Origin of the sequence: Bradyrhizobium sp. JYMT SZCCT0180, from assembly GCF_018130165.1 — a bacterium.
Classification (GTDB): Bacteria; Pseudomonadota; Alphaproteobacteria; order Rhizobiales; family Xanthobacteraceae; genus Bradyrhizobium.
Genome location: NZ_JAFCLZ010000007.1, coordinates 24,909 through 49,949 on the forward strand (window position 1 = coordinate 24,909; position 25,041 = coordinate 49,949).

At 57.2% G+C, this 25,041-nt stretch carries 23 protein-coding genes and 2 pseudogenes; 13 read left to right on the top strand and 12 right to left on the bottom strand.

Annotated elements, in window-relative coordinates; all coding sequences use genetic code 11:
- Nucleotides 1-162 precede the first annotated feature (162 nt).
- Complete coding sequence (locus tag JQ641_RS11860) at nucleotides 163-585, top strand: hypothetical protein (RefSeq protein ID WP_211996169.1); 423 nt, start codon at nucleotides 163-165, stop codon at nucleotides 583-585.
- 969 nt (nucleotides 586-1,554) lie between these two features.
- Here the strand turns inward: JQ641_RS11860 and JQ641_RS11865 are convergent.
- The gene (locus JQ641_RS11865; RefSeq protein ID WP_211996399.1) at nucleotides 1,555-2,535 is read right to left on the bottom strand and encodes a sensor histidine kinase; all 981 of its coding nucleotides are present in this window, start codon (nucleotides 2,533-2,535) and stop codon (nucleotides 1,555-1,557) included.
- Between the two features lie 981 nt (nucleotides 2,536-3,516).
- Between JQ641_RS11865 and JQ641_RS38840 the strand changes: the two genes are divergently transcribed.
- Nucleotides 3,517-3,756, top strand: coding sequence for a DUF6894 family protein (locus tag JQ641_RS38840; RefSeq protein ID WP_502754950.1), 240 nt, complete (start codon nucleotides 3,517-3,519; stop codon nucleotides 3,754-3,756).
- Nucleotides 3,757-3,762: 6 nt separating this feature from the next.
- Here the strand turns inward: JQ641_RS38840 and JQ641_RS38845 are convergent, their stop codons facing one another.
- Both JQ641_RS38845 and JQ641_RS11870 read right to left on the bottom strand, forming a co-directional pair.
- Nucleotides 3,763-3,999 carry a DUF6894 family protein gene (locus JQ641_RS38845; protein WP_502754951.1) on the bottom strand — a complete coding sequence of 79 codons (237 nt, stop codon included), beginning with the start codon at nucleotides 3,997-3,999 and terminating at the stop codon, nucleotides 3,763-3,765.
- Between the two features lie 2,010 nt (nucleotides 4,000-6,009).
- Complete coding sequence (locus tag JQ641_RS11870) at nucleotides 6,010-6,342, bottom strand: hypothetical protein (protein WP_211996170.1); 333 nt, start codon at nucleotides 6,340-6,342, stop codon at nucleotides 6,010-6,012.
- A gap of 602 nt (nucleotides 6,343-6,944) precedes the next feature.
- On the opposite strand from JQ641_RS11870, the gene JQ641_RS11875 reads away from it, so the two are divergent.
- The gene (locus JQ641_RS11875) at nucleotides 6,945-7,643 is read left to right on the top strand and encodes an outer membrane protein (protein ID WP_211996171.1); all 699 of its coding nucleotides are present in this window, start codon (nucleotides 6,945-6,947) and stop codon (nucleotides 7,641-7,643) included.
- A 472-nt stretch (nucleotides 7,644-8,115) separates the two neighbouring features.
- Here JQ641_RS11875 and JQ641_RS11880 read toward each other — a convergent pair whose 3' ends face one another.
- Nucleotides 8,116-8,433, bottom strand: a complete 318-nt coding sequence (locus JQ641_RS11880) for a PilZ domain-containing protein (RefSeq protein WP_211996400.1) — start codon at nucleotides 8,431-8,433, stop codon at nucleotides 8,116-8,118.
- A gap of 548 nt (nucleotides 8,434-8,981) precedes the next feature.
- Between JQ641_RS11880 and JQ641_RS11885 the strand changes: the two genes are divergently transcribed.
- Nucleotides 8,982-9,548, top strand: coding sequence for a Crp/Fnr family transcriptional regulator (locus tag JQ641_RS11885; RefSeq protein ID WP_349628542.1), 567 nt, complete (start codon nucleotides 8,982-8,984; stop codon nucleotides 9,546-9,548).
- A 3-nt stretch (nucleotides 9,549-9,551) separates the two neighbouring features.
- On the opposite strand, the gene JQ641_RS38850 is transcribed toward JQ641_RS11885, so the two are convergent.
- A complete protein-coding gene (locus JQ641_RS38850; RefSeq protein ID WP_502754952.1) occupies nucleotides 9,552-9,767 on the bottom strand; it encodes a DUF6894 family protein in 216 nt (71 codons plus the stop codon).
- A 680-nt stretch (nucleotides 9,768-10,447) separates the two neighbouring features.
- Here JQ641_RS38850 and JQ641_RS11890 point away from each other — a divergent pair.
- From JQ641_RS11890 to JQ641_RS11900, 3 genes are all read left to right on the top strand, one after another.
- Nucleotides 10,448-10,693 carry a hypothetical protein gene (locus JQ641_RS11890; RefSeq protein ID WP_211996172.1) on the top strand — a complete coding sequence of 82 codons (246 nt, stop codon included), beginning with the start codon at nucleotides 10,448-10,450 and terminating at the stop codon, nucleotides 10,691-10,693.
- Between the two features lie 130 nt (nucleotides 10,694-10,823).
- Nucleotides 10,824-11,321 carry a ferritin-like domain-containing protein gene (locus tag JQ641_RS11895; RefSeq protein WP_211996173.1) on the top strand — a complete coding sequence of 166 codons (498 nt, stop codon included), beginning with the start codon at nucleotides 10,824-10,826 and terminating at the stop codon, nucleotides 11,319-11,321.
- Between the two features lie 2 nt (nucleotides 11,322-11,323).
- Complete coding sequence (locus JQ641_RS11900) at nucleotides 11,324-12,610, top strand: DUF892 family protein (protein WP_211996174.1); 1,287 nt, start codon at nucleotides 11,324-11,326, stop codon at nucleotides 12,608-12,610.
- A 504-nt stretch (nucleotides 12,611-13,114) separates the two neighbouring features.
- On the opposite strand, the gene JQ641_RS11905 is transcribed toward JQ641_RS11900, so the two are convergent.
- Nucleotides 13,115-13,594, bottom strand: coding sequence for a hypothetical protein (locus tag JQ641_RS11905; RefSeq protein WP_211996175.1), 480 nt, complete (start codon nucleotides 13,592-13,594; stop codon nucleotides 13,115-13,117).
- A gap of 137 nt (nucleotides 13,595-13,731) precedes the next feature.
- On the bottom strand, nucleotides 13,732-14,148 hold the full coding sequence (locus tag JQ641_RS11910) for a hypothetical protein (protein ID WP_211996176.1): 417 nt from the start codon (nucleotides 14,146-14,148) through the stop codon (nucleotides 13,732-13,734).
- Nucleotides 14,149-15,125: 977 nt separating this feature from the next.
- Between JQ641_RS11910 and JQ641_RS38465 the strand changes: the two genes are divergently transcribed.
- Nucleotides 15,126-15,260, top strand: coding sequence for a hypothetical protein (locus tag JQ641_RS38465; RefSeq protein WP_283815188.1), 135 nt, complete (start codon nucleotides 15,126-15,128; stop codon nucleotides 15,258-15,260).
- 2,539 nt (nucleotides 15,261-17,799) lie between these two features.
- Complete coding sequence (locus tag JQ641_RS11915; protein WP_211996177.1) at nucleotides 17,800-18,276, top strand: Phasin protein; 477 nt, start codon at nucleotides 17,800-17,802, stop codon at nucleotides 18,274-18,276.
- 452 nt (nucleotides 18,277-18,728) lie between these two features.
- Here the strand turns inward: JQ641_RS11915 and JQ641_RS11920 are convergent, their stop codons facing one another.
- Together JQ641_RS11920 and JQ641_RS11925 are read right to left on the bottom strand one after the other, a co-directional pair.
- Nucleotides 18,729-19,919, bottom strand: coding sequence for an extracellular catalytic domain type 1 short-chain-length polyhydroxyalkanoate depolymerase (locus JQ641_RS11920; protein WP_211996178.1), 1,191 nt, complete (start codon nucleotides 19,917-19,919; stop codon nucleotides 18,729-18,731).
- Between the two features lie 5 nt (nucleotides 19,920-19,924).
- Nucleotides 19,925-20,344, bottom strand: a complete 420-nt coding sequence (locus JQ641_RS11925; RefSeq protein WP_211996179.1) for a ribbon-helix-helix domain-containing protein — start codon at nucleotides 20,342-20,344, stop codon at nucleotides 19,925-19,927.
- A 334-nt stretch (nucleotides 20,345-20,678) separates the two neighbouring features.
- Here JQ641_RS11925 and JQ641_RS11930 point away from each other — a divergent pair.
- Nucleotides 20,679-20,882, top strand: a pseudogene (locus JQ641_RS11930) (ATP-dependent DNA ligase); the annotation flags it as partial.
- Nucleotides 20,883-20,936: 54 nt separating this feature from the next.
- Here the strand turns inward: JQ641_RS11930 and JQ641_RS11935 are convergent.
- Nucleotides 20,937-21,479 carry a DUF421 domain-containing protein gene (locus JQ641_RS11935; RefSeq protein ID WP_249150373.1) on the bottom strand — a complete coding sequence of 181 codons (543 nt, stop codon included), beginning with the start codon at nucleotides 21,477-21,479 and terminating at the stop codon, nucleotides 20,937-20,939.
- Nucleotides 21,480-21,797: 318 nt separating this feature from the next.
- Complete coding sequence (locus JQ641_RS11940; RefSeq protein ID WP_211996423.1) at nucleotides 21,798-22,088, bottom strand: hypothetical protein; 291 nt, start codon at nucleotides 22,086-22,088, stop codon at nucleotides 21,798-21,800.
- 339 nt (nucleotides 22,089-22,427) lie between these two features.
- On the opposite strand from JQ641_RS11940, the gene JQ641_RS11945 reads away from it, so the two are divergent.
- The 3 genes and pseudogenes from JQ641_RS11945 to JQ641_RS11955 all read left to right on the top strand — a co-directional run bounded on the left by JQ641_RS11945 (nucleotide 22,428) and on the right by JQ641_RS11955 (nucleotide 24,377).
- Nucleotides 22,428-22,601, top strand: coding sequence for a hypothetical protein (locus JQ641_RS11945; protein ID WP_211996180.1), 174 nt, complete (start codon nucleotides 22,428-22,430; stop codon nucleotides 22,599-22,601).
- 415 nt (nucleotides 22,602-23,016) lie between these two features.
- The gene (locus JQ641_RS11950; RefSeq protein WP_211996181.1) at nucleotides 23,017-23,199 is read left to right on the top strand and encodes a hypothetical protein; all 183 of its coding nucleotides are present in this window, start codon (nucleotides 23,017-23,019) and stop codon (nucleotides 23,197-23,199) included.
- Nucleotides 23,200-24,114: 915 nt separating this feature from the next.
- A pseudogene (locus tag JQ641_RS11955) lies at nucleotides 24,115-24,377 on the top strand (hypothetical protein).
- 48 nt (nucleotides 24,378-24,425) lie between these two features.
- On the opposite strand, the gene JQ641_RS11960 reads toward JQ641_RS11955, so the two are convergent.
- Nucleotides 24,426-25,040 (bottom strand): cell envelope biogenesis protein TolA, encoded by a 615-nt coding sequence (locus JQ641_RS11960; RefSeq protein WP_211996182.1) that lies wholly within the window; start codon nucleotides 25,038-25,040, stop codon nucleotides 24,426-24,428.
- Between the last annotated feature and the right edge of the window lies 1 nt (nucleotide 25,041).

The window sequence follows — 25,041 nt, forward strand, 5'->3', positions numbered from 1 at the left end:
GGCTGATCGCCACACTGGATCAAAGTGAAGAATCCCGCCTCACCTGCCATGCGCCGTGCGAAGGCTGGCTTCCGTCCGCACGCGAAAAAACGCCTGATCTCCATATTCGCTCTAGCACTGGAACTTTTCGGCGCGTCCAGCGTGTCTTTGAGGAGAAGGACTATGGCCAAGAGGACGTTTCCCGACAAGGAATTGAGCGCAAAGGCAATCAAGGCCCTAATGGACGCCCGGTGCTTGCCTTCCGGTCCCCAACAACTTGCGCTCTCAAGAAGGCAGCCCAGCTTCGCGACGCCGCCAACTCCTACCATCAGTTGTTCTCGGCCGAGTTCGCAGGGCCAGCGGACCATGCCCGATCCTGAATTTACCACATCAGTTTCCGAAAAAGAGGTCGTGGTTGTTCATGTGAGGCACGGCCACGTCTTCAAATTTCCAATTCTATCAAACGGCACAGTCACGCTGAACGGGTCGCATATCGACCGAAATCCATCGGCCACAACAGAGGCCGGGCGATTTTTGTTTGAAGCTCATACCGAAGCGCGAGTCGCCCTGAACCGCGGGCGGTTGGCGAATGAAAAATCAAACTGACGCCGGTTTCTCTGCTCGCTTTCTCTGTTCCTATTGTTGTTTGGTGCCTTTGCCGATGACGGGCGATAATAACAGGCCTTGGACAGCAAGACGATCACCGGCTGCTTGAATTACGAAACAGCGGCAGATCTTATCTTTCGATAGCAGTGGCCATGAGACGTCCGGTCTCTGCAATTAGAAATCGCCCGTGTATCGTCCGAGCCCCGGGTAGCCCAGGCAAAATCCACCTCCAGCCATACTGAGAAATGATGCGAACTCCTCGTTCGAACCTACAGACGATTGGAACCGACAGGGCCGGAATGAATCAACCTAATCAATCGATTGCAGAAAGCGATCCGTTGGCCGACACCGAACAGAAACCCCAGGTTGGCGATCGCTTTCGTTTAAGCACGCTTGGTGCTGAGCGTTGCCCGGGGCTCGCAGGCAAGGTAGGTAGGGTCATCAATCGACGGCCCGACAGCAGCATCGTAATTGTTCGTTTCGATGGTAATCGGAATTCAACCTCTCTCCACCGCGAATACATCGAACCGACCGAGGCCTAGGCACAATGATGGAACCGGCGCGTTGGATTTGTAGTCGCGCTGTTGGGCGCGTATGCGGTATCTCCTCAGCTCACCGTCGGGCCGCCTCATCTCAAGACTAAGGCCACACGGGCGTTACACCGCATGGCCTTTAGCAGGGACTGTCCCGCTCCTCGCAAGGATTTCGTCACCGGCTAAATACTTGCGGAACAAGCAGAAGCGTTCCCGGCTACTCATCGTACTTTCAAATTTTTTCGTGGATTCCTTGCCCCGGTTCGCGACGACTTCGTAGCTCGCCTTCGCCCTCGGTAAGGCCGGTGAAACCGGCTTTCTCGAGCGTTACATGCGAGGCAAGGACTATTCCGAGCTGCGCTGCTACCCCTATAGCCGGCATCGAAAGTGCAAATAAGAACTGGCTCGGTTTGGGACCGGCGGCATCGTCCCGTCTCTACTTGGCGAGCTGATCTTTGGTCATATGAAGCGTCACAATGACACCCTCCGCGCTCCAATCGCATGAAATTGATCCGCCAAGGTGGACCGTCATGCCGCGGTTGAGCAGCTTGCTTCCATAACCGCCTTCACCAATCGGAGACGCAACCGGCGGGCCACCGCGCTCAGTCCAGACTACCACCACCTCAGTGTCATGAGCAGCGCAGGATATATCCAATGTGCCAGTCGGTGAAGATAGCGCGCCATACTTTAGAGAATTGGTGGCTAGTTCATGAATAACGAGCGCGAGCGTTGTGGCTGCTTGCTCGCCCACGCCCATGCGAGGGACTGACACTCGGACGCGACCGCTAAACGCCCCCATGTCGTCATATGGTGCAAGCAGTACCGTCAACAGATCGCCGAGAAGGGCAGCTTTTCCTCCCTGACCTGGAAGCGGACGGACAAGATCATGGGCGCGACCCAACGCGGCGAGCCGATGTGTTAGTTCTTTCGCCATTTCGGCCGTTGTCTTTGCGGACCGCGAAGTAATGGCCGTGAGACCGGATGCAATGGCTAGCAGATTTTTCACCCGATGGCTCATTTCACCCGCCAGTAGCTCGTGACCTTCCTCAGCCTGCTTACGTCCGGTGACGTCGAGGAAAATCCCGTACATGATACGACCGACGATATCCGCATCGTTGCCCTGGCCTCGAGCCGACACCCACCTCACCTCCTCGCCGACCATGATTCGGAAGTCGATTTCATAGGCGCCGATGATAGCGCGTGTGGCCGCAAAAGCGGCTTTCACGCGGTCGCGGTCCGCGGGATGAATATGCGAAGAAAGGTCATCGAACGTCACGGATCCGCTGAGCGGCACGCCCCAAAGATGGAAGGCTCTTTCGTCCATCGTGAAGCGATTGGTGTCTACGTTCCACGACCACAGTGCGACTCCCGCAGCAGCAATCGCCAAACGTAACTGTTCCGCATCCCAGACTGGCATGCCCGACTTCCCCAGGGGCCTTGCGGAAATCTTCGGAACAGGAGCCGCCTCAAACAGGCTGTCACCTTGCGCTTCCATGTTTTTTCCTAAGCGATCTGAACTTACCGGGCGCGGACGATTAGGCCGGTAGCAACAGCGATCCAGCTAAACAGGCCGAGTTGATGATCTGGGAAATCGTAGCATTGGAACCAACTCCGCCGACATCAAATGGTTCGGACAGATGTGTTCGCTTCCCGACAAATCATGGTGTAGGGCCGGCGCTCATTTAATGGAAAAAACAGACCAATGATTTGAGAAGCGAAACGTGCGGTCGTCCCTTATCGTTGGAGATGAATTGCCGTCCGATTAAACACCGTCAGAATGATCGAAGAGCAGGATTGAAGTCCAAGAAGCGGCGAACGCAGATGAGCCATTGCAATTCTGGATCCAAAGGCCAGGCAGTGCGGAAGGTCTCAAGCTTGATGCAAAAGAAACGGCCCCAGCGCTAAGGGGGAAGCGCGCTGGGGCCGGTTAAGTTGCCCGTGTCCTAATGTCCTTTCAGACAAACCATCAACGCAGGGCATTGCCACTTGTTCCCGATCACGGATGGCTCATGAAAACGCACCCTTGGCCTGTAGCATCGCGGGAGCCACGGGTTTTTCGCCCAAATGGGTGAGCGGCCGGAGCGGTAAGGCGCTACGCATCGGTCTTCAGCGAGCTTGGGGTGGATCTCGCCCGGGCCCGGACAATACACAGACGACCTCTAATCGCAGAGGCCGAGCGTCTCATGGCCACCGCTATCGAAAGATAAGATCTGCCGCTGGCTCGTAATTCAAGCAGCCGGCGATCATCCTCCTCCGTCCAAGGCCTGTTCCTACTTCCAACCATCGCAAGTTTCACGACGTCAGGGCGATACGACGTGGCGTTAATTCAAGGCGCAGGGCTCCGTTCCAAAGGGAGGCAAGCGCCGGAACGAATTCCTGGGTCGGGGTCTTGCCTTGCATGGGTCTATATTATTTCGACATTCAAATAGGGGACGCACCTCGGTCCGTTGATGAGGAAGGCGAGCGCTTTCCCGACCTCGATGCCGCTCGTGTGGAAGCCGGCTTGGCACTTTGCAACTTAGGGCGGGATTTGATGCACACTGGGCAGACGGTATCGGAGATCACGATTTGGGTCAGAGACGAGATAGGCGAGGTAATGCACGCTAAACTGGAGTTCCGAATAAGCCGACTAAATTGACCTAATTCAGCGCGCTGGGGCGATCGGCACTTTACATAGATCGTTTCCTTCATCGTCTACCACGACAAGGCAACGAGGAGTTTCCCCGACTTCTACGGCCATCGACTTCGCAATTTGGCGCGCCTTGGCGATCGCATCCTCGTTATCTTTACAGTTGAGGCCCCGCGGGTCAGGAATTCGATGTCCATTCGCTAATTCAAAATGATAGTGCGGCATCGATACGTAATGCCGGTGACGCATCATTGTTCCCCAAGGGGGCGGCGCCGATCGATGCGGAAGGGCCACCGCTAGCGGACAAGCTGCACGCGCGGCTACATGGTTATTCGGCGGCTGCAAGATGCGTTGATGCCCCGGCTACTTCCCGTATGGCTGACATTACTTGATCCGTCGCGGTCTGTTGGATCATGTGGCCGTTCCCCCCGAGCCTATGGAACTTGCTCTGAGCAAGGTCGGAGTGAAGTCGGGTCGACTGACTTTCGATGTCGATCAACTGCCTTCCTCGCCGGCGATGATGACGACTGGCATTTCCAAATGCGAATACTGACCGGCCGCGGGGCCGTGATGAGCTTCACCCACGCGCAAACGGCCCCAGCGCTGATACGCAACGCTGCACCAAGGCCGCCAACCCAATGGGGGTTTTCTCCCGGTCGGAGGCTGAGGAGTCTTCCGGGAGCGCGGAGTCGATTCCTGCCGCGCCGGATCGTTCCTAGCGTCAGGAAGAAAGCCCGCCGGTTAGGCGGGGCTAAGTCGAGATAAGCATCCAAAAACCCGCGCGAGCGGGCAGCTAGAGCCTACAGGTTCAAAGCGGCAGTCCACCCAGACCGAACCTTCAAAAACGCTGCCATTGCCACTTGTTCCCGAAATGAACACCACTAATGTGATCTCGGATATCAGTAATGACACCCCGCGAACGAAAAGACATGCCCTGGCTTTTGATGGCGTTTGCACTCGTCATTCTGGTCATCATCTGTGGCGCATTTCTTCGCTGATCTTAAGCGGTAACGTCTGCCAGTGGCCGCTAATTCTTGCGGTCGACATGGTGGAATTCTCCTGCCGTATAGATATGGCCGGCGGCTTCGAACCTCGTCACGGAGGTCGTTTGCTGTCTTGATGGCGTCCGCGGGCGCATCTAATTCCATTCGGCCCGCCAGATCGCCGTCACCGCGACGAGATCGCCAGCGCGTTCCTTACCGGCCACCAAAAATGGGAAGGCCCAGCATGGGGTTCCGTGTGCCGCCTTGCCGCGAAATAAAGCGAAACTCGGTCATTGCCACTTGTTCCCGACATTCCAAGCAACCTTGTCCTCTCACGGACGTATTCTCCGACTGGGGCATTGCAATTCCCAGACTGGTGCAGCGCCGCCAAGCATTATTCAGCTTGGTGGCGTTGTGCTTGGACGGCCCATTTCGGCCGCCAATTCAGTTCATTCTTTGGATCGAACGAGAACTTGATTTGATGTGCATGAGAGTGCCGACATCTGTTCGGACTTCATTTGAGTTGAAGCCCCAACGGACGCCTCAAGACGTCTCGAGAGCCCGCATCGAGGGGACACTTCGCACTATCGGTTGGATTCATAAAGCTCCGCGGGGGAGACCGGGGAAACGTTGCAACGGTGCGGCCTCCCCTTGGCGTCATACCGCTAACCCATTTGGGTGAGGCGCCTTGTCCGCCGAGTGCAGCGAAAAACTATCAGGACCGGAGACGCCCGAGGAGCGCAGGTGCCGGTGTGGAGCACAGCCCAAAGTGGTCCGCAAGATAATGGACTCAACGCGTGGCCTCACAGTACGAATGTTTGAATGTCAGTGCGGCGAACGCAGCTTGCTGGAGCAAGCGTCGGCCTACCGGAAGCTAGCAGCTAAGCAGGCTAAGGATTTTGGCTTGCCACCGCCCAGCGCGCCTGAAGTCACATAAGGCGGGCATCTTGCCAATCCGTTGTGGTTGGAACGGGCGCCGGCCTTCGAAATTGTAAACCTGTGCCGGACAGCTCCTCCGGCACGACCTCTCGAAGCCGACGGCCTCAGCTTGCCTCCCGCGCTGGGGCCGTCTCATATGGCAACGTCTTGAGCCGGTTCTCGGCATCGGCCATCGCCTCCGCCTTCCGCGCCTTCTGAATCAAAACGCCCTGTTCTCGACCAGGCTTGATGCGGCCGGCCGCAGCTCGCGCGTCTTCCGCAAACTTCAGAAGGCGCATTTCCAATGAAGTCGATGGCCTTGTCCGATTGCGTGTTATCACACACCTCGCAATATCGCGGGCTATCGGGCCGCTCGCGCCCGCTTTTTCTCGACCCACACTCCCTTGAATTTTTTCGCCGCCTTAGCCTTCTTTGCCGGCTTCTTCACTGCCATGAACTCGCCGCCCTTCTTGCTGCGCTTGGTCCATGCGGTGGCGCCGCCGAGCGTGGTTTCACCTGCGATCGCTTCTTCACTGCACCCTTGCGTCCATTGTCGCCTTTGGGCTTGTTGACTGCCATTCTTCGTCTCCTTGACCGCCGCGGGAAAAGCACGCGACCGGGCAAAAGGTTCCAATGGAGGAACGAGCACGCCTAAGAACGTTGTAGGGTGGAACCAAGAGCGCGTGGCCATCATGTTGGAGCTACTAGCGTTGGCAACCGCCGCCGTGTTGATCCCGACAGTCGACGTGCTTGGCCTGTTCAGGCTTGCTGAATTGAAACGGCCGAAGGCCTACAAACCCCGCCCCGCGTTGACGAATGGCTCGCGTCTGAGGAGCTGCATTCGCCAAACTAAAGGAGGCGGCCATGCTCGCGGTTGTCGCAACACTCTGCGGCCTGGTGACCCTCGCCGCAATGATGGGGTCGATGACCTTGGCCGACCACATGGCCGCAGACGCAAAAAAGGCGGCACCGGCGCTCTAGGGGGAAGCGCGCCGAGGCCGGCCGAGGTGTCCGTATCTGTCTTAACAGATGACCACCAACACCGATCATTGCCACTTGTTCCGATTTTTGTCGCGCAGTGTCGTAGCGAACTGACAGCCTTACGCGACGGATGCGATCGGCTTTTCCAACAGGAAGACGTGGCGACAGTGAGCGGCCCCCCGCACCGTTAAAGTTCGGACCGTGCCTGGCACTGATTCAATCAATATGGCGCGCTGTGTGTCATCCGCGCTACAGCAAATTTTGCGCATTGCGCGCTAGCTGCAGAGACAAAGTATGAAACCTGAAAGAACAGAAATGAAAAAGTTCCTCCTTGCTACTGTCGCCTTTGCCGCCTTGGCAGGTACAGCATCGGCAGCTGACATGGCCGCCCGTCCCTACACTAAAGCCCCAATGATGCAAGCCTCCCCGATTTACAACTGGACTGGCTTTTACATCGGTGGTCACGTCGGCGGCGCGTTCGGTGGCGACAACAACATTCTGGCTCCCGGCTTCACCGGCACCAACGGCAACGACGGTGTGTTCATGGGCGGCGTGCAGGTTGGTTACGACCACCAGTTCGCACCGAACTGGGTACTCGGCCTTGAAGCGAACTACAGCTTCCTCGACACCAACAACAATCCCTTCGTCAACCGCGGATTAGGTTCGGTCACCGGCCGCCTTGGCTACACGTGGGGTCCGGCGCTGGTGTACGTCAAGGGCGGTTATGCCTGGGCTGACTCCCGCCTCACCAACGGTTTCGGCGGCGGCACCTTTTCAAACGACGGCGGCGGTCGCGACGGCTACACCGTCGGCGGCGGTCTCGAATACCTGTTCACCCAGAATTGGTCGGGCAAAATCGAATACCAGTACTACGATTTCGGTACCCGGAACGCTCTCTTCACCAGCGCTGCTGGCGTGGTCACCGCTGTCGGGTTCCGCAACGACGAGCACACGATCAAGGCCGGCCTGAACTACCGGTTCGGTTGGGGCAACGCGGCGGCTTCTCGCTACTGAGGCTTACTAAGATGAAGATTAAAAGGGTCAGCCGTCAGGCTGGCCCTTTTTTTCATCCAACGCTTGGCAGACGAAAAACCCCGCCGGTTAGGGCGGGGCTAAGTCGGGGTATCATTGCTTTTTTAGCCCGAGTGAGGCTGCTGACACCTTAATAACATAGCCGGCACAGTCGATCGCTTTTCTTGCATACTTGTCCCGCATGCGTGCAAATGGAGGGCAAGAACTGTCTCCCCCTTGCAACATGGAGAATGTTCCGCTTCTTGGAACACTAAATGTAACTTCCGCGATCGAAAATCTTGCGGCAGCCTCGGCGTTATCGGGACTGGGAGTCCGCATTGCACTGACATTCAATTTTCCCGGCAAGGCCGCAGCGCGCGACGCACTGTGGCCTCTTTCATTGGCCAGCAACCCGGCGCAAAAATAGCGGATTGCTAGACGTCTGCATTGCCACATTCAAACTGACCCAATGTGGTCACTCAACAAACTCAGGATCCTTCGAAGATCGGTTAGCCTTTTTGCCCTTCTGTCGATGAAACAAGACGCCGATCTGGTCTCCATTTACCCATTTGAGCGAGCAGCGCCGATAAGCGAGACCGGTGGAGGAAAGCAGAAGGAAAAACTCCTTCAGCTGTAAGCCTTCAATCGAGACATTCACCGTCAATGTCGCGTCCCCGTCGGATACATCATTGATCACGCAGTCCCGGCGCCAGGTGCCGTCAATGGCCATCATGTGCGCGTTCAGCCCGTGTTCGAACTTCACCCGACGTTCGATTTCCTTTGGTGTTCCCATGCCACTCACCGGCCAGCCCATTGCCATTTTTTCCCGAGGATGACGCAAAGGAATTAAGGCCGTCTAAGCGCTCACCTAACTCTCTGCGCACGAGCTAAGTATACTTTTGAACATAAACGTCGCCCGTCTTATCCGGCATATCCCGCCCCGGGAACGAATCTTCTGAGGCGCTTGAATCCCGGTTCTGTTGCGTGGAGCGGGTGTATGCTTACGTCCAATTAGACGCCGTCGATCTGGTTGCCTTCGACCTGCTCTATCTGAACGACCACGGCCGTCTACTCTTCCTAGCCGGAAGTTCCGGAACTCAACTCGCTCGCTGCTGTTATTCGGATACCGACATTGGACGTCGTAGGACTCCGGTTTCGGGTTCCGGGCAAGGACGATCGATGACGGCAGATCTAGCGGCTGCGTTGATAACAAAACTTACCGTCTCCAACGTACTCGATGAGGAAGACATCGAGGCGCTCCGGAGTCTGCCCATACACCAACGCGAGTTCAACGCGAGAGAGGCTATCGTGGCCGACGGACAGCGCCCTCACTAGTGTTGTTTGATCGCAGAAGGTTTTGCCTTTCGCTCCAAAACAACCTTCGAAGGCCAGCGGCAGGTTCTTTCACTTCATATTCCCGGCGACGTACCAGATCTCCAAAGCCTTCATCTGAAGGTCATGGATCACGATCTTACAACGCTAACGCCATGCACGCTCGGCTTCATCCCTCACGCGGCGGTGATGGGGCTGAACAGGGAGCGCCCGAACGTTGCTGCCGCCCTCTGGAGAGAAACACTGATCGATGCTGCGATATTCAGAGAATGGCTCCTGAGTCTGGGTCGTAGATCTGCGGATGCTCGAATGGCGCATCTGCTGCTCGAACTCCATCGAAGGCTTAACGCTATCGGTCGTGCGCGGGAGTTGGAATTCGAGTTGCCCGTTACCCAAACCGATCTAGGCGACTGCCTGGGTCTTTCGACTGTGCACGTCAACCGGGTACTGCAGCAGCTTCGAAGAGACGGTCTGATTGAGGTTCAAAGAACGAATTTCCGCTTGGTCGATCCACAGGAACTGGAGAAGTTGGCTGAGTTCGACCCATCTTACTTGCATCTGCATCCGGGGAACTAAGGTTCAATCCTTCATCCTTCGGGCGGTAACGTCGATCCTGAAAATGGGTTTTTCGTTCCGTTTGACCTCAAGCGACCAATCCCCGCCTTCTGACGAGAGCGTGGATTCAATGTCCCTGACAGTGAGAATGGCTTCGTGCCATGCCGCCGCGTCACTGGCGAGCTCTTCCGAGTGTAGAAAATTCTCGCCGTTCGTAATCTGAAAGGAATAGCGCGTCATGCCAATCCGAACAGCCGCGGGGCAGCGTTGTTCCTATGGCAACAATCTCCCGAAAGTTAACCGTTGTTATAGAGTTTCGAACCACAGAGCCTAAGCTGATCACCACCGCAAGACCTTAAGCATCTTTCGGTGGTGAGGACGCCGAACTGCGCTCCCGCCTTACTCCAACGGAAGAAGACGCGATGCCGCAGCAACGCCGACGTTTCAAGCACACTCAGACATTTGAAGAACGACTAGCCGAGGAAGCTGAGCGTTTCAGGGAGGCCGCAGAGAACGCTCCGCCGGGTTTGGCCCGGGAACTTCTTCTCAAGCGGGCTCGGCAGGCTGAAGCGGCTTCTCACATGAGTGATTGGCTAAAGTCGCCCGGACTACAGCGGCCCACCTAGTTGCCATGACGCCGGCCATATCCGCAACCGCATCGAGATTCCTTGCGATAATGATAAGGAAGCCAAATTTCAAACTGAGCTGTTAGTTGATGGCAAGAGGCGCGTCGGATTACGACCTTCGAACCCAAAGAGAAGCGCATTGCTGGCGCGGGTAAGGCAAGTCAGTACAAAAGTGTACATAGCCGGCCAATGGACCACCAACGGCGCTCGTCGGCCTCCGACCCGCACTTAGCAACCATTGAGTTGCCAGACTGTTGGGCAGTTGCAGCGCTCCCGCTGTGAGGAGACAGCGAGATGCTATTTTACCCCTTCTATCCGGCCCTCATGTTAGCGGTCGAATCTCAGAACGTCATCGACATGCGCCTATGGAAGATCGCCACCTGCGCCGTGCATGCTGGGAAAGAGACACAACTGATGGTCTCCGAAAAGATCGATGCCGCAGTGGAAGCCAGCACGATGCTGATGGGTGGCAAGACCACCGGCGAGGTCATCGACTTCTATCGCAAGCAAGTGGCAGCTAATGCGACGCGGCTTACCTAGTGCCGGGCGGCATCAGTACCGCGTGTGGGATGAGCGGGTACATCCTCGTCCTAAAGAAGCGCGCGGATACAATAGGAACGATGAGCGGCGCGTCTCGTTGGACGGTCTCCTACGAACAATGGAGACGGCAATGACCACCACAGCAAAGGACGTATACGTCGTCGGCCTGCGCAATGCGCACGCGATGGAAGTACAGGCGAGAGAACTGATGGAGCGTCAATCGGAACGACTGACCGACTATCCTGAGGTAAGGGCGCGGGTGAAGGAACATCTGGCAGAAACCAACAACCAGCTCAGTCGTCTTGAGCAATGCCTGCAAGCGTGCGGAGAAAGCAACTCCACCCTCAAGGACACTGCGCAATCCGTGATGGCCAACATGATGGCAATGACCCATGCCATGGCTGGAGACGAAATTCTCAAGAACACCTTTGCCAACAACGCTTTTGAGCATTTCGAGATCGCCGCATATAAATCGCTCCTGACGCTATGCGACAGCGCCGGTCAAGGCAGCTCCCGCTCCCTGCTGGAGCAGAACCTCAAGGAAGAGGAGCGCATGGCAGCCTGGATTGATGCCAACGTTGCAAAGGTGACCCAACAGTATCTCGCGATCGAACAGAAGGCGGCATAATCATGTATCATCACGTCAAGAAACTGATGTTCACCGTGCGCGTCGACGAGCCGGACGTTCGATTTGGCAACATGCTGCTGGAGCAGTTCGGCGGCGCCAACGGCGAACTGGCTGCAGCGATGCAGTACTCGATCCAGGGATTGAATTGCGAAGACCCTGACCGCAAGGACCTCCTGATGGATATCGGGACCGAAGAGCTCAGCCATCTCGAAATCGTCGGATGTCTGGCGCGCATGCACCTCAAACCCTCGAAGTTCGACCGCCAGGCAGCCGAAACCGACCCGCTGATTGCGATCGCCGGCGGCGGCGGCGTCAATCTGTTCAACTCGCAAGGCAATCCGTGGACCGCGGACTACCTCAAGATCACCGGCGAACTCGACGTCGACCTGCGCAGCAACATCGCGGCGGAAGCTCGGGCAAAGATCGTCTACGAGCGGCTCATCAATTTCTGCGACGACGCCGGCACCAAGGATGCGCTTCAGTTCCTCATGACTCGGGAAATCACCCACATGAAGGCTTTTGCCGCAGCCCTGGAAAGCATGAAAAAGCCGGCGTTCAGCATCGGCAAGCTCGCCCCGACGCCGGGGCTGGTAAATCAGTTCTTTAACGATTCCACCGGAGCCGGCGACGAAGGCGAGATCGACACGCGTGGTCCCTGGAACCAGGGCGGCGACTGGGAATTCGTGGAAGCGCCCGCCTTCTCGCAGTCTGAGGCCGGCATCAATGGCGGCGCGCAACCGATCAAGACTGAAAGTTCGCCTCCCCTCGCGCCAGAGGGCATGGCCGAGCTTCTGGTCGACGAATTGCGGGACATCCTGCACGCGGAGAAGCAACTGACCAAGGCGCTGCCCAAAATGGCCAAGGCGGCGCGGTTCGATCGCCTGCGAGAGCTTTTCGAACAGCACCTGATCGAAACCGAGGAGCAGATCGAGCGGCTCGACGAATGTTTCTCGCTGCTCGGCGAGACCGCCCGCGCCAAGCCGTGCAAGGGCATGATGGGTCTGGTGGAGGAAGGCCAGGAAGTCATGGAGCAAGGCGCGGACAAGGAGGACGCGCTTGCCGATCTCGCCCTAATCGGGGCGGCGCAGCGGGTCGAGCACTACGAGATTTCCGCGTACACGACCGCTAAGAACCTTGCCCAGCAACTGCGCCACAGCGCCGTGGTGGAATTGCTGTCAAAATCTCTGGCGGAGGAGGAAAACTCCGATCAACTGCTGAATCAGGTGGCCCGGAGCTTGATGTCGGTTGCCCAGATGCCGGCGGCCGTCGAGCGTATCGAAGTCGAATAAGGACTGCCGGCCGGCGCGCCATGCAAGCGCGCCGGCCGCCTTTCGTGCGTGGTAACCGAGTTCGAGGAAGCGAAACAGGTGAAAGCCGTCACAGCACGCAAATGAGAAATCATCGTCCTCCCCTGAACGACGATCGTAGCCCACTGCTGGATTTGATGACCTGCACTATTTGCATGCAGACGATGAAGATCGAGAAGGCCGACCCGGACGACAACGGCAACGATCTCATTCACTACCGGTGCGCTATTTGCCAAGCAGTTGAAACGGTGCGGCTCGTTCGCCGCCAACCTCCGATAAGCCAGCCGAAAAGATCGCTGTGAAGCGCATGGTTGACGACGTCGGGCTCTAGTTTCGGCGAGCCCGGACGTTCCGTCGACGTTAGGGCGGGCTGCGGATCGCCAGTCGAGGTGAGGAATTCTGCAAGACGAAGCCCGCTGAGAGGCGCGAATCCCCACCGAGGCCGGTCAAAGCAACAGCAACTTCCATCGTTCGATAAGAACCGCCTCAGGGTCCTTGCCGATAACGGCAGTACTCATCGCCGTTGTCGTATTCGATGCAGATCTTCACGCGCCGCCGAGGGCGATCATCGTCGTAGCTTAGATAGTCCCTGTGTCGGTCCGCACGGTCCCAACCGCGATTGTCGCGGTCGTTTCGATCGCTGTATCGACGCCGTTCCATGTCGAGCTCGCGATACTCTTCGCGGTCACTGCGACGCACCTCCGGACCCATTTCACGGTCATCGCGGCTTATACGGTCGCCGTCACCCCGGCGCATCCGCCAGTCCCGACCCATTTCCCGCTCCTCGATCTTGGATTGGCCCCGGTCGGTTCGTTGATCTCGCGGTTGCTGGGCATTCTGGTCGGATGGGGCGGGCGGAGTAGGCACGCTTTGCGGCGACGAAATCGGCGGCTTCCCTTCGCCCTGGGCAAAGGAGAATAGGCTCGACGAGGCCAATAAAAGGCTGGCGAGGACAAGAGCGCGCATGGATTTTCCTCCGGTGAAGTGGCCACCAGTAACGATTTCCTGATGGATTGGTTCACCTCAAAGGTAGCTATTCGGGACGCGATGACTGCAGCCTATAGAGGATGTTAGGCAGGCGTCGCTTATTAATACTGTTGATGTTAAACGTCGCGACCCACGGCGACGGCCTGCGCGACCCGAATATAGTCAAGCAGCGGCGCGCCAGCGTCCTGATGGTCGACGAGCTTGACCACATTTGGCTCCAGGTCCGGCGGAACAGAAACGACGGGCCTGGCGAAGCCGCGGGTTTGAGCACCGGCTTGAGCGCCGACGCCTCGATCGACTTCAGGAAAGCTCGGCCAAGGTCGCTGATCCGCCACCCGCTGGTTATCTCGAATGACGTAGCCGCCGGAGTACATGTCTAGGTTTGGCGCGCGAGCGGCAAGGCGCTTCATCCTTTGCGACCAGTCCACGTCGCTGGATATCAGGATAGCAACGGATCTCGTGACGTCAGTGTGCGATGCACACCCGCCAGGGTGTCCCTCCAAAACCTTCAGGACCGTGATCTGAAAACTCACGCAACGCCCCGCGATCAAAAACGTCAGAACGATATGTAGACGAGGCTATAAGCCAAAATATGCATTGTGAACGTGACGGTCGGTTACCGCTATATCGATCGCGGCACCACAGAAACAGCGCGCCCGTCCACTGCGCCCCTATTCCGATCGCCGCCCAAAAGCTGCTTGAAATCGCTAACAGCATAGAGGCGATCCAAGACGCCGCATCCACATCGAGAAAATCAACGGGCCACTCCTGTTTGCCCATGGCGGGCGCCCGCACAACGGCGACCGTTGCCACTTGTTCCCGATATTCAGAGTATGTTTTTTAGCAACCTTGTTTGAATGCCAGCAGTGAGCGCCTTTGGACCGACTAGGCGGGCAGGCACGCACGGGCACACACCGAACCGGTTGCAACGGAGCTTGTCCGACTTACATTCACCCAGCAAGATGAGGTGATCGCCTACTAACGAGCCGTGGAGGCTATCCTAAAGCGAGCGCAGAACGCGAAGGCGTCGGTCGACGAGCCCCCAGCGGTCACCGGTCGTATCCCGCTACCAAAGCCGTGCCCCCTCCCGCGACCCTGAGGAGCTATTTCCGCGATCGATAGGCATCCAGCGCGTGAGCGGCAAGGATGCTGACGCTGAGAATTACCAAAAATGCTGCAATAGCCTCGAGCATGTGACGATCCTAGGGCACAGACTAAGTAAGCAACTCCGCGCGCCGCACAGTCAAAATGATTCGGTTGTCACGCGATGATGTCGGCGCGATTGGGGATTCTAAGCAACGGTCGACCCGGTTCCAGCATCATCCGGCCGGGTTCGGACATTCATCTTAAACAAGCGAGTTCCGTTGCGGGTGGCTTAGACGTTATGCTTTGGATGTTCTCAGCACCGTCGCCGCTATTCCCTCGGGACCACTCCCGATGGGGCGGCTTTCGTGCCTCGGAAGGCCGATCATTGCTGCAAATCGCCACTACGCAAGGAGCGTTGCAATAGATGGACGGTGACTTGCCAACCCCGCATCAACCAATTTTTGAACTCATCGAAGAGCTGGAAACATCCGGCGCGGATCCGGCCGACATTGTCGATGCACTCTTGGCGTCAATGCTGGCGTCAGCCCAACTAGTGTAGGGCAAATGGCGGCATTCCTTGAACAAACCGCAGCGCGCATTCGTGGTGACAACGAAAACGTCGGGAAAAAACATTAACCTCTACTTTCTGACAAGCCGCGCGACCCGCCGATGGTCGTGAGACCAAATCTCTCTGGTCGGATGGTCTTCAAGATACTAGCGCTAAAGAAACGGCCCCAGCCTTCAGGTAAAAGGCAACTGGGGCCGGGTCGGCTAGGGATTAGATAGCCTCATACGTCGGGCTGAGTGACGCATTGCAGACCCAAGTTTTGGCGGTCGTCATCGTTCCCTAATCACGTTTTGAAAAAGCGAGTGGCCTATTTCGGCCGGTACCCGGCGGTACTGATCCTGTTTCGACCCTAAATAGTTCCTCCATTAACTTTTCCGGTGTGAGCAATTTTGACCACTACGTCGGCTGCCGGACATGCCAGATTATCCCGATCACCGCTCCGCCTTCGGCTTCCATCGGTGACTGAGAGTGTTGCGCTCCCGCCTGACCAAAAGGGATGCATCACATGCCCCAACCTCATACCCGTCCAGAACCGTCGCTGATCCCATTTGAGCGGCCCCGCTGCCCCCAATGTTCCAAACGAATGATGCTGACCGTGATCAGCCCAGCGTCTGACCGCGATGACAGCCGAACCTTTGAGTGCGCCAATTGCAATCACACGATGACGCGCACCGTTGCGCGAGATCCGATGTCGGATAAGTCGGGCTGGCAATCCAGCAACCTCAAAGCCCCGGAGTGAGGCTGTGCGGCGCCGCCTTGTCAGCCCCAGCACGACACTTGAAGAACGCCTGATTAATTTGGCTCGACGGGTCCGGTCAGATGTGGAGACGCTTGCGCCATGCAGCGAGCGCGACGAATTAGTCCAGAAGCTTCGCCAGATTGAAACGGCACTTGATATGAGCGAGTTCCTGCTGTCCTCTGGCTCCAATCGCTAGTATGGCCGCCTCAGTTTGGCGGCCTTTTTCATTTCGCGAGCCGCAGAAATGCGGCCTATCAGGGGCCGGGAGGCTGCGCTGGGGGCCGCCCATTCCAACCGCAACGCCTGAAAAAAAAGCGCCAACGGCGAGTAAAGTTAACGCAACTTGGTTGGATCGTTCCCCGAGCTACTTTGGAGTACTTCCGCGCTCCAGAGCTTACGCCCTCATTGGAACCTGAGCCGAGATAGAAGTTCAAACGTCATTTCTAAGTGGTTTTTTGTCACGGAGTGCATTGTGAGTGACACGCAAGAATTTAGCAGGCTGGCGGTCGGCGCTCGCTTCAAGATGAGTGAACTCGGAGCCACTCGATGCCGCTCGCTGGCCGGCAAGACTGGGATCGTGGTCGAGGTTTTCCGAAGCAACACAGGCGTCACCGTTCTGTTCGATGGTGCCAACAGACCAACTTGCCTGCACCGTGATTTTATCACCCCGATCTCGCGATGACGCATTGGCCGGACTTTACCCGCTTATGAGAGAAGGTGTTGTGGCGGTGGCGCGGACGGCTTCCATCCCCCGCGCGTCACGGCCTCGGCGTCCCGGTCCGGAGATTGCTGTGAAAATGTCCAAAATTTGCCGGGCTTTGTGCCGGGTAAGACTACGGGCCCTCACTTTTCATCATCCACTTAGTCGTTGGTCCCTTTTAATTTTTTAGGTGGCCCTTTTTGGTCCACCCCAGCGCCGCGTTCTTGCCGCGGTCTGTTCGTCCCCCGAAGGGGGTAGTCCGGAACAGAAACGGCGATTGCAAAGAGGGAACGCCCTTACCGCGCGCCAAGGGATTTAGACCGTAGTTTTAAAATTCGAAGGCGCAGGCGGCCCCTAAGCTGCGCCCGCATTTACTTCCTTGCGACGGCCGATCACACTTCAATCACCCCGGGTGCTGACCCGAGTCTTCAGAACAACCTCGCCGTCGGGAATGCCAAGGGCATCGAATACAGTGGACTGTATGGGCACCCGCGCTTCAATTGTGTTGCCCCGCGCCGCCACAAGATGGCGCCGAACGGCCTCTGCGGCATGGTGCCTGTCCGCAACACGGGCGTAGTAGGTTTTGGAAGACTCAAAGTCATCCGACGGCTCTCCTTCACATTGACAGCCCAGCCACTCGACATCAAACTACTTCCTCACGATCCACGCAGCGCGCCGATGGTCGTTAGATCAAACCTCAATTACGGGATGATGTTCCAGGCACTGCCGAGCTTCCTACTCCGCCGCGGCGACCGCTTTCTCGACGGCACGCACCGGCGATAGGCATCGCAGATTTGAACAGCGCTGATAGGATGGCGACCAGCCAAACTTGGCTTTAATGCATCTTCACCCGGAGACGCATGGGGCTATCTAATCCTAAGCCTCCAGCTTCGAAGTAGCGTGGAAGGATTACCTGCCGCGATGCACTGAACAATCTGGCATATCCGGAAACCGATATACTGGTCAAAACAGCTCAACGTGGTGGGCATTAGTCCGCGTCGCACTGTAATTCGATGGAACGTTGAACTGCTCAGCATGTTGGCTCTTCAATTATGACCGTTTTGGTCAATAATAATCTTTGGAGTGCTGAAATGACCAAACGTAAAGCGCCAACGGCGTCAAAGCCCGCCCGCAGTTCGAAAGTAACCGCGAAGGCCCAACGGGCCAATTCGCCTGTTATCAGAAGCTCTAAACCCAGCCGCGTGCGCTCGGTTGCAGCCGACCCGATTAGATTGTCCCCCAAGGGTCACGCCCCGAAACAAAAGGCTGCCATTCTTGAGAGTCCAGCGATGGCACTGCAGGACTCCGTCAAACAGATCATGAGCGAAACGGAATTAAAGAAAGGTTTTGATTTTTCTTCAGCCACGGCAACAGCGCGGGCTTATCAAGCAAAGCTGTTGGAAATGGCACAAGCCAACATGCAATTTGCGCTTGAATTCGGACCGAGGCTTGCGTCGATCAGGTCGCCCTTTCAGTTACTCCGCGTCATTGAAGAGCTCACAAGAGAGCGGATCGCAATGTTCCGCAAGTTCTCGAATGAAATGGTTGAACTAAGTATTAAGCGATGAAGTCCCAAAGGCTACTTATCCGAGCAGCGACACTTCCATCTTTACGGACATATGTAGAGGGCGGTCGATGTTCGATTGACGATGTGGCAGTCAATCGCGTAATCGCCTTGCGAATGATGCTTTGAGTATCACGTCATCAATGGAAACGTGAGCGAGGTTGTCGTCCCCTATCGCTGCTTTCCTGATCAACTGCGCCGCCGATCTGACGTGCAAGCGAGGCAATCAATTTGAGGCCAGATCCGTTTCGTTAAGATTCTGGATGCCGCGGCCATTGTCGGATACCCTCAAACGGGCCTCGCCATAGCCGATGCCTCCTACTAGGCGGATCCTTATCCTACCGCCCTCCGAGCCGAATGCATGCAGATTGGCCGCCGGCTTTAGCTGGCCGCAATGCTTCACATGAGGGTAGTCATCTTAATATCAATTGCCGAAAGGCCGCTCGTCGCTGGTTGTCAAGGAAGCGAATGCCCGAGGAAAAAACGCAATATTTCCCTCGTTGCGTCCGGTCCCCGCGGATCGGTGTACGAGCCCGCAGGACTACCGCCCGACCAAGCGTGGGCAGCGCCATGGATATTCCAATACTCCAGGATTTCGCGTCCGCCCGCGTCGGTGTGGGTCGTGCGGGTGTACTCATGCCCTCCAGGTATCTGCCCGCGATGCACCGTTTTTTGCGTGCTCGTTGTACCTATGGCCTGTTCAAGAACTTGACCGCCATTGTTTGGATGCACGGTGGTGTCGCGATCACCGTGAAAAATAACCGCCGGTACAGGCGGCCCGTTGCCGGAAATGCCCCTGCGACCGGATCCGCCGCCTTGCCGCATCGCGGCAAATGCGGAGGGCATGTCAGTAGCGGCCCCGCAGGCGAGGCCGGAATGGATCCCTACCGCCGCATACAGATCGCTGTACGTTGCTCCCATGATAGCTGCAGCGGCCCCTCCGGCCGACAGTCCGGCGACATAGACGCGTTTTGGATCGACCGAATAATCGCGCATGACCTGGCGGGTAATGCCCGCGATAAGCGAGGGCTCACCGCCGCCGCGTTGCTGGTCGGCTGTGCGAAACCAGTTCCAGCACTTCGATTGGTTGGCGTCGCTGCGCTGGGCCGGATAGACCACGAAACAGGCTTGTTCTTCTGCGATGAAGTTCATTCTTGTACCGGCAGCGAAATCATCCGGCGACTGGGTGCAGCCGTGAAGCATCACGACCAAGGGAATCGGCTGCCCCTGATAGCCACTAGGGACGAAGAGCTTGTAAGCTCGGCTTCCCGCCGGATTGCTGTAAGCGGCTTCGATGAACTTCGTCCCGTCCGGCGCGATTTCCGATGTCGACGGCGGCGTGCGCTTCACGCCTCGCATTCCGAGCCAGGAGCCAACCTTTGCTCGATCGAGTAACGGCCGGAGCCCGCGGGGTGGAGCGGAAGGGGCCCGCGCCAAGTGCGCGCTATCGGTCTCTTCGACGTCATTGACCTTCGCATCGATGGTAAGCGGCTCGCGGCCTGTAAGAGGGACGCGCCCCGCCGTGCGCCATGTCGCGTCCGGCGTGCGTTTGCCGCCGAGCATGCGCTGAAGGAGCGCCGTGGCTTCCGCAAGTTGGCCCGCATGCGTCAGCCGTGTGGCTTCGCGAATCGTGTCCTGATCCAGCATCGAATTTACCCTATTCTGTCGGCGAGAGCGGCCTTGACCGCCGGACTGGCGTGCAAAGCTCCGAGCACGGAGACTGAGCCAATGGTGGCGCGGGCGAGATCGGCAGTGACGTCTTGGGCGATGCTGGCAAGGCCCAGAACATTGATGTGCACCATCTCGCCGGCCCGCCGCGCCGCTTCGAGATCCGCTCGGCTGTAATTCCTCAGACCGAGCTCCAGGCTTTTTCGGGCCGCGGACTGTTTGACTACGTCTGCGTGCCGTTCGAGTTGGTTACGGATCGCTGTTCGGATAAAATCAGTGCGGTTCGAATAGAAACCTTCCTGCACCATCAAATCCACGTGCCCAAGATCGACATACCCGAGATTGATCGTGATTTTTTCGGTCTCGGCAGGCTTTGGTCGCAGTTCGTGGACATTAGGGGGCATTTCTCACCATCCATATACCATCTTTGTGGATGGTATATGGATGGTAAGCGCCGGTATTCAAGGGCGCGCCGGCTGAATGATTGTGCGCCGTCGCCCCCGACCATCGGCAATGGTTTGGGCGCATTGCGGTGACGGCCGCATTTGTGGCTCGCAGTCCGCTGTCTGACTCAACTACATCAGCAGATTGGTCTGATCTGCGAGCCATAAGCGGTTGTGTCCGGAAGATCCGCTTTTCCAGACGGACTCGCCTTCCGTCGATATGCCCGGAACTATGGATGGGCTAGGACTCGCTCACGTGCGCGCGCGGCATATAAAGCTTTATCGTCGTCCCTTCGCCGACGACGCCTGGCACATTAGCGCCGGATCCGCGATTATCGACGGCGAAGTCATCGTTCCGGCCGCCGACGGCACCACGGATTTTTCGGTGCTGCAAAACGAAGTGAAGGGCAAGTCGACGCGCATCGTGATGGTTGCCTTCGACCTGCTCTATCTCAATGGCTACGACCTACGAAAATTGCCGCGGATCGAGCGTAAAGCGCCGCCGGGCTATCCATTTCGATCCTCGCGGCGTGGCAAATATCGATCGCATGATTCAACCGGGTTTTGCCCTTGATTTCGGATGTTTCGAGCTTTCCTTTGAATCTGATTTGATCACACTCAATTCTCCGTTTGCCTCCAGACTAGCCTCTCGAACCTCGGCGAGTTCAGAAACTCCTTGTTGTCGCAACTGACCCCTTAGCTCTTCTTCGGTGATAAACTCCTGGCGCATATTACGGCGATTCATCTTGCCATTTTTTATAAGCGGAAGCGGCGGGGGAGATAAAAGCCGCTCAAATATTTTGAAGCGGTAGCTGATCCAATTAAGGAACAGGTTCCAGAATACGATAGTGAGGACCAGAACTACACCCTCTGTAATAGACTTATACTCTTTGGCAAATCCGTTTTGTGCAGCGTCGGCTATGACGACGATAACAAGTATGTCGGCAATCCCAATGGTTGAGGTCTGACGCACCATCACAAACCGTAAGATAATGAAAAGCGACAGGTACATCACCGTGCCCCTCAACATCATCTCCGCAACGGAATGGGTCGGAATTATCAGCTCCGCCCATTCGATTAAGAGTAATTTGTCCAAGTTTTCCTCGCATTAGAGCCTGAACTGCCGCTTGCCAGCCTTCGTCCCATGGACCGCAAAATCAAATCTCAAGAGATCGACCCTGTCCGGTCGACCGCACGCGTTGCTATCGAAGCTCGTTCAAAGGGTTGCTTAACATCAACTGATCCAAATCTTTCGAGCGTTGTACGGTGATTGACGACGATCAGAGGAAATCGAAGCAGAGCGGCCGCCTGCTTCCAGTACCAGCAGTCGGCGGTCATACTCATCGGTCCAAGGTTGGTTCTTCTTCTCGGTCATCGCATCAACCGACGCGGTTTGCGAGTTGCCCCAGCCTTGCTAGTTGGCGTCGCGGTTCTCTTTCACATAAAGGTCTTTTGTCGCCTGATCGGTCATTCGCTTTTCCGCGCTGGTGCGGCTGCGAGTGCGTAGGATTCCGTAAGCGATAGCAATGCCCAGAACAACAGCACCGCCAAGCCATAGCGCTACCGGGAGATGCGAACCAGTCTCAACCGGTAATCCTTGAGCCACGGCATGCTCCGGCAAGTAAAGCAGGAAAAGCGACCCGAAGATGCCCGTGGCTGTGCCGGATAGGTAGGTAGCCGCTACGCCGCGAGGCAAAATTTCCATCTGCAAATCCTCCGTTTAGGGAGTCTAAATCCCCGACGACGTTGAACGTTCCTGTACGCGTCTTCAGCGCTGGCACCTCCAAACTTTGTCTTCAGCACCAGGCGGTGAATTTGCAACCAACAGCCTGGAGCAGCGTTAGACCACGCACCGCCGGGTGACAACCGGACGCAACGGGGATGTTGGACGCGGAGCATTTTTCCGGTTTCTGCCCGCGACATCAACGCATCGGTACGCGCTGACAACTAACCCGTTTCCGGCGAGTGCACTTTTCAATCGCCTTCATGTTGCCCGCGGGGAACAAACCTCTCGATTCAGAACTTGGTGTCTTTTGGAGGCACCATGGCCGTTAACAAACCCAAAGGCGACAACGCTCGTAGAGGCGCAGTCAAGAAGCGTACTCAGTTAAAAAATCCACTCACGAAGACATCGACCAAGCGCAACAAGAAGGGCGGCCAGTTCATGGCCGTCAAGAAGACCGCCATGAAATTCAAAGGCGTCCGACGTGAAAAATAGATGAGCCGCTTCTTCCTCGCGATAATCGCGATCAGTGCTCTGATTCTACTCGCGCTCTATCTGCATGTGGTTGCCCTATAGGCTGTTCAACGCCACCCGGATGCACCGGCATGGCATTCCGGCACCGCACTAGCAACCTTGCAAGGAACCAAGCCACATGTGGGTGGTTCTCGCACGCCAATCTGATCCCTTCGCAATCCGGACAATCAACCCCTCATAGCTTATCCCATCCTTGCCGCAAGTCCCCTTGGTGTCATTTGCGGACACTGGCGCGATCCCGAGACTTTGCAAGGAGGGCAATCTCCCAGGGGCGCTCAGCCAGTGTCCTGTGATCTCATTCACAGAGCTTTAAGCCTGACGGGAGGATACTCGGAACGAAGGCATTTGCTTCAACTTGTGCCGGAGGGGTGCAACGATGAATCTTCTTGATCAAGCTTTCCGAGCCGAGCGTTTGGCACGATCGATCCTGGATGAGAGAACCAGCGAAGCCCTGCTCCGCTACGCTCAAGAATGCCGGGAAAAAGCCGCCCACATAGCCGGCCCGGCCCAACTGATGACCGCCCGGTTGAAAGACGCGGCGCTACAAGAAGCCCTGTGATATCGCGGGCCGCGACCCAAAGGTCGCTTTGAAGTCCGAGTCGCCTAATGGCACTGGCGCCCTTTGAACCTTGGACTTCCACTGCGCCGGCTTACTTCCGTGGCCTTCCACGCTTGGCGAACAAAATCCCTTTAGCATCGCCCCCCTTGCGCAACAGCCCTGCCTTTCTCTAGGCTTCAGTCTTCTCAGGCCCGCTCGGCATTGACCGCGCCGTCTCCAGAGCTTCGACAGCCTCAGTATCTAGGTCGCGTTTTGGGGGGATCATTGGCCAATGGAGCCTGCGGACTTATCCCATGAACGAACAACCGGATAAGTGCGATTGGGGTTGAGCTAACCAAGATAGCGGGATCGGATGTGTCAGGTCTTCCACGGCACGCAACGAAGGAACGTCGTGCGTCGGGCCATCCAAAAGCTCGGCCCCTGGAGCGCGCAATCCAGGGCCGCCTTGCGAGGCTTCTGTAACGTTTCTGCAAGCTCGCGTTGGGAATCGCCGCGCCGCTCAGTTAGCGATAAAAGAAACGGCCCCAGTCTCGGGATGAGACGTTGGGGCCGCTTTGTTCGGCCCGGCGGCCTTGGGGGCCGATCGCCGGGCGAGCGCGTACCAAGTTGCCAAAAACTGAATCGTTCCCTGAGCCGTTTCAAGGACTCGCGCGACATCAAAGTCAGCGAAAGTTTTCAGACAATTCCGCAGGACGCAAAGGTGACATCGTGGTGAAGGCCGACCCGATTCGCAGTGCGACGCAATTCAGGAACAGGATCGGTCTCGCGGCGCAGTGGGTGCGGGGACCGGACAACAAACGCTTCTTGGATAACACACGTGACGCCAATCCAGCCTGATCCTGCATTCCCATTACAGTCACAAACCGGAACAACTGGATGATCTGAGGATTCATCCCTGACGAGGGAGATTTTCCGGTGCTGATGACTCACATGCCAAGGCCACCGAGCCGCACACTTCAGGGATGGGCTATCGAAGTGCTGCAGGAAGTCGGCGCCATTCGAGAGTGCGGAGAGCACGGATGGATGCAGGACGGCGCAGATCCGCATGCCCGCGAGCGCGCGCTCGAAATCGCCCGCAAAAGTCCGCCGCAGGAGTATCACCGCAGGTGGCTGCTGGAGCCGTCGCACAAGTTCTCGATTCGATAGGAGATACGTGCCCCGAGTGCCCGCCAGAATGATCCCGGTCGCCCGCCGCCACGTCGATTGTTTGAACCAATCTTGGGTGCCTAGCCACGCGCACGCTGCAGCGCAGCTTCCAATCGCTCCCTCTCCTTATCCCAGCGGACGTTTTCGGTTCGCGATCTCTTCTCGAGAGCGGCCGCCTCGGCCTGGATGGCCGCAACTTTCTCCTCATGCTCCCGCTCGGCCGCGTCCAGCGCCGCTTGCGCCTTATCAACGGCCCCTCGCCGGCGTTCACGCTCCTTCTGTTTGGCAGCCTCTTCCCTCGCCCGTTCACGCTCGCGTCGCTTCTGTTCCATTTCGAAGGCAACTAAGCCCTTGCGCTCCGTCGCCTTGTCGACCGTACGCGGGGAAGGCTTCTTCACTTTGTGGCTTTTCGACTTGCGGACAGTCTTCGGTCTTTCGCCGTCACCCAAATTGGTGGGTAGTTCAGCATACTCGCCAAAGGGTCCGTCGGAGCCGACAGGCCGCCTGAGAACGACGCCCGGCTTCGCCATGGTCGCCGAGAGTACGTCCGGATCGTCAGTTTCCTTCGCCGCGCCCTGGTGGAAGAGATTGCTGTCGGCGCCCCACGCTTCCAGAGCCGCTTTCATCGACGGCGCGGCAATTGCCAGATCGAAAAAGCCCAGCGAAGTCTGATAGGTTTTCAGTTTTCTCGCCATA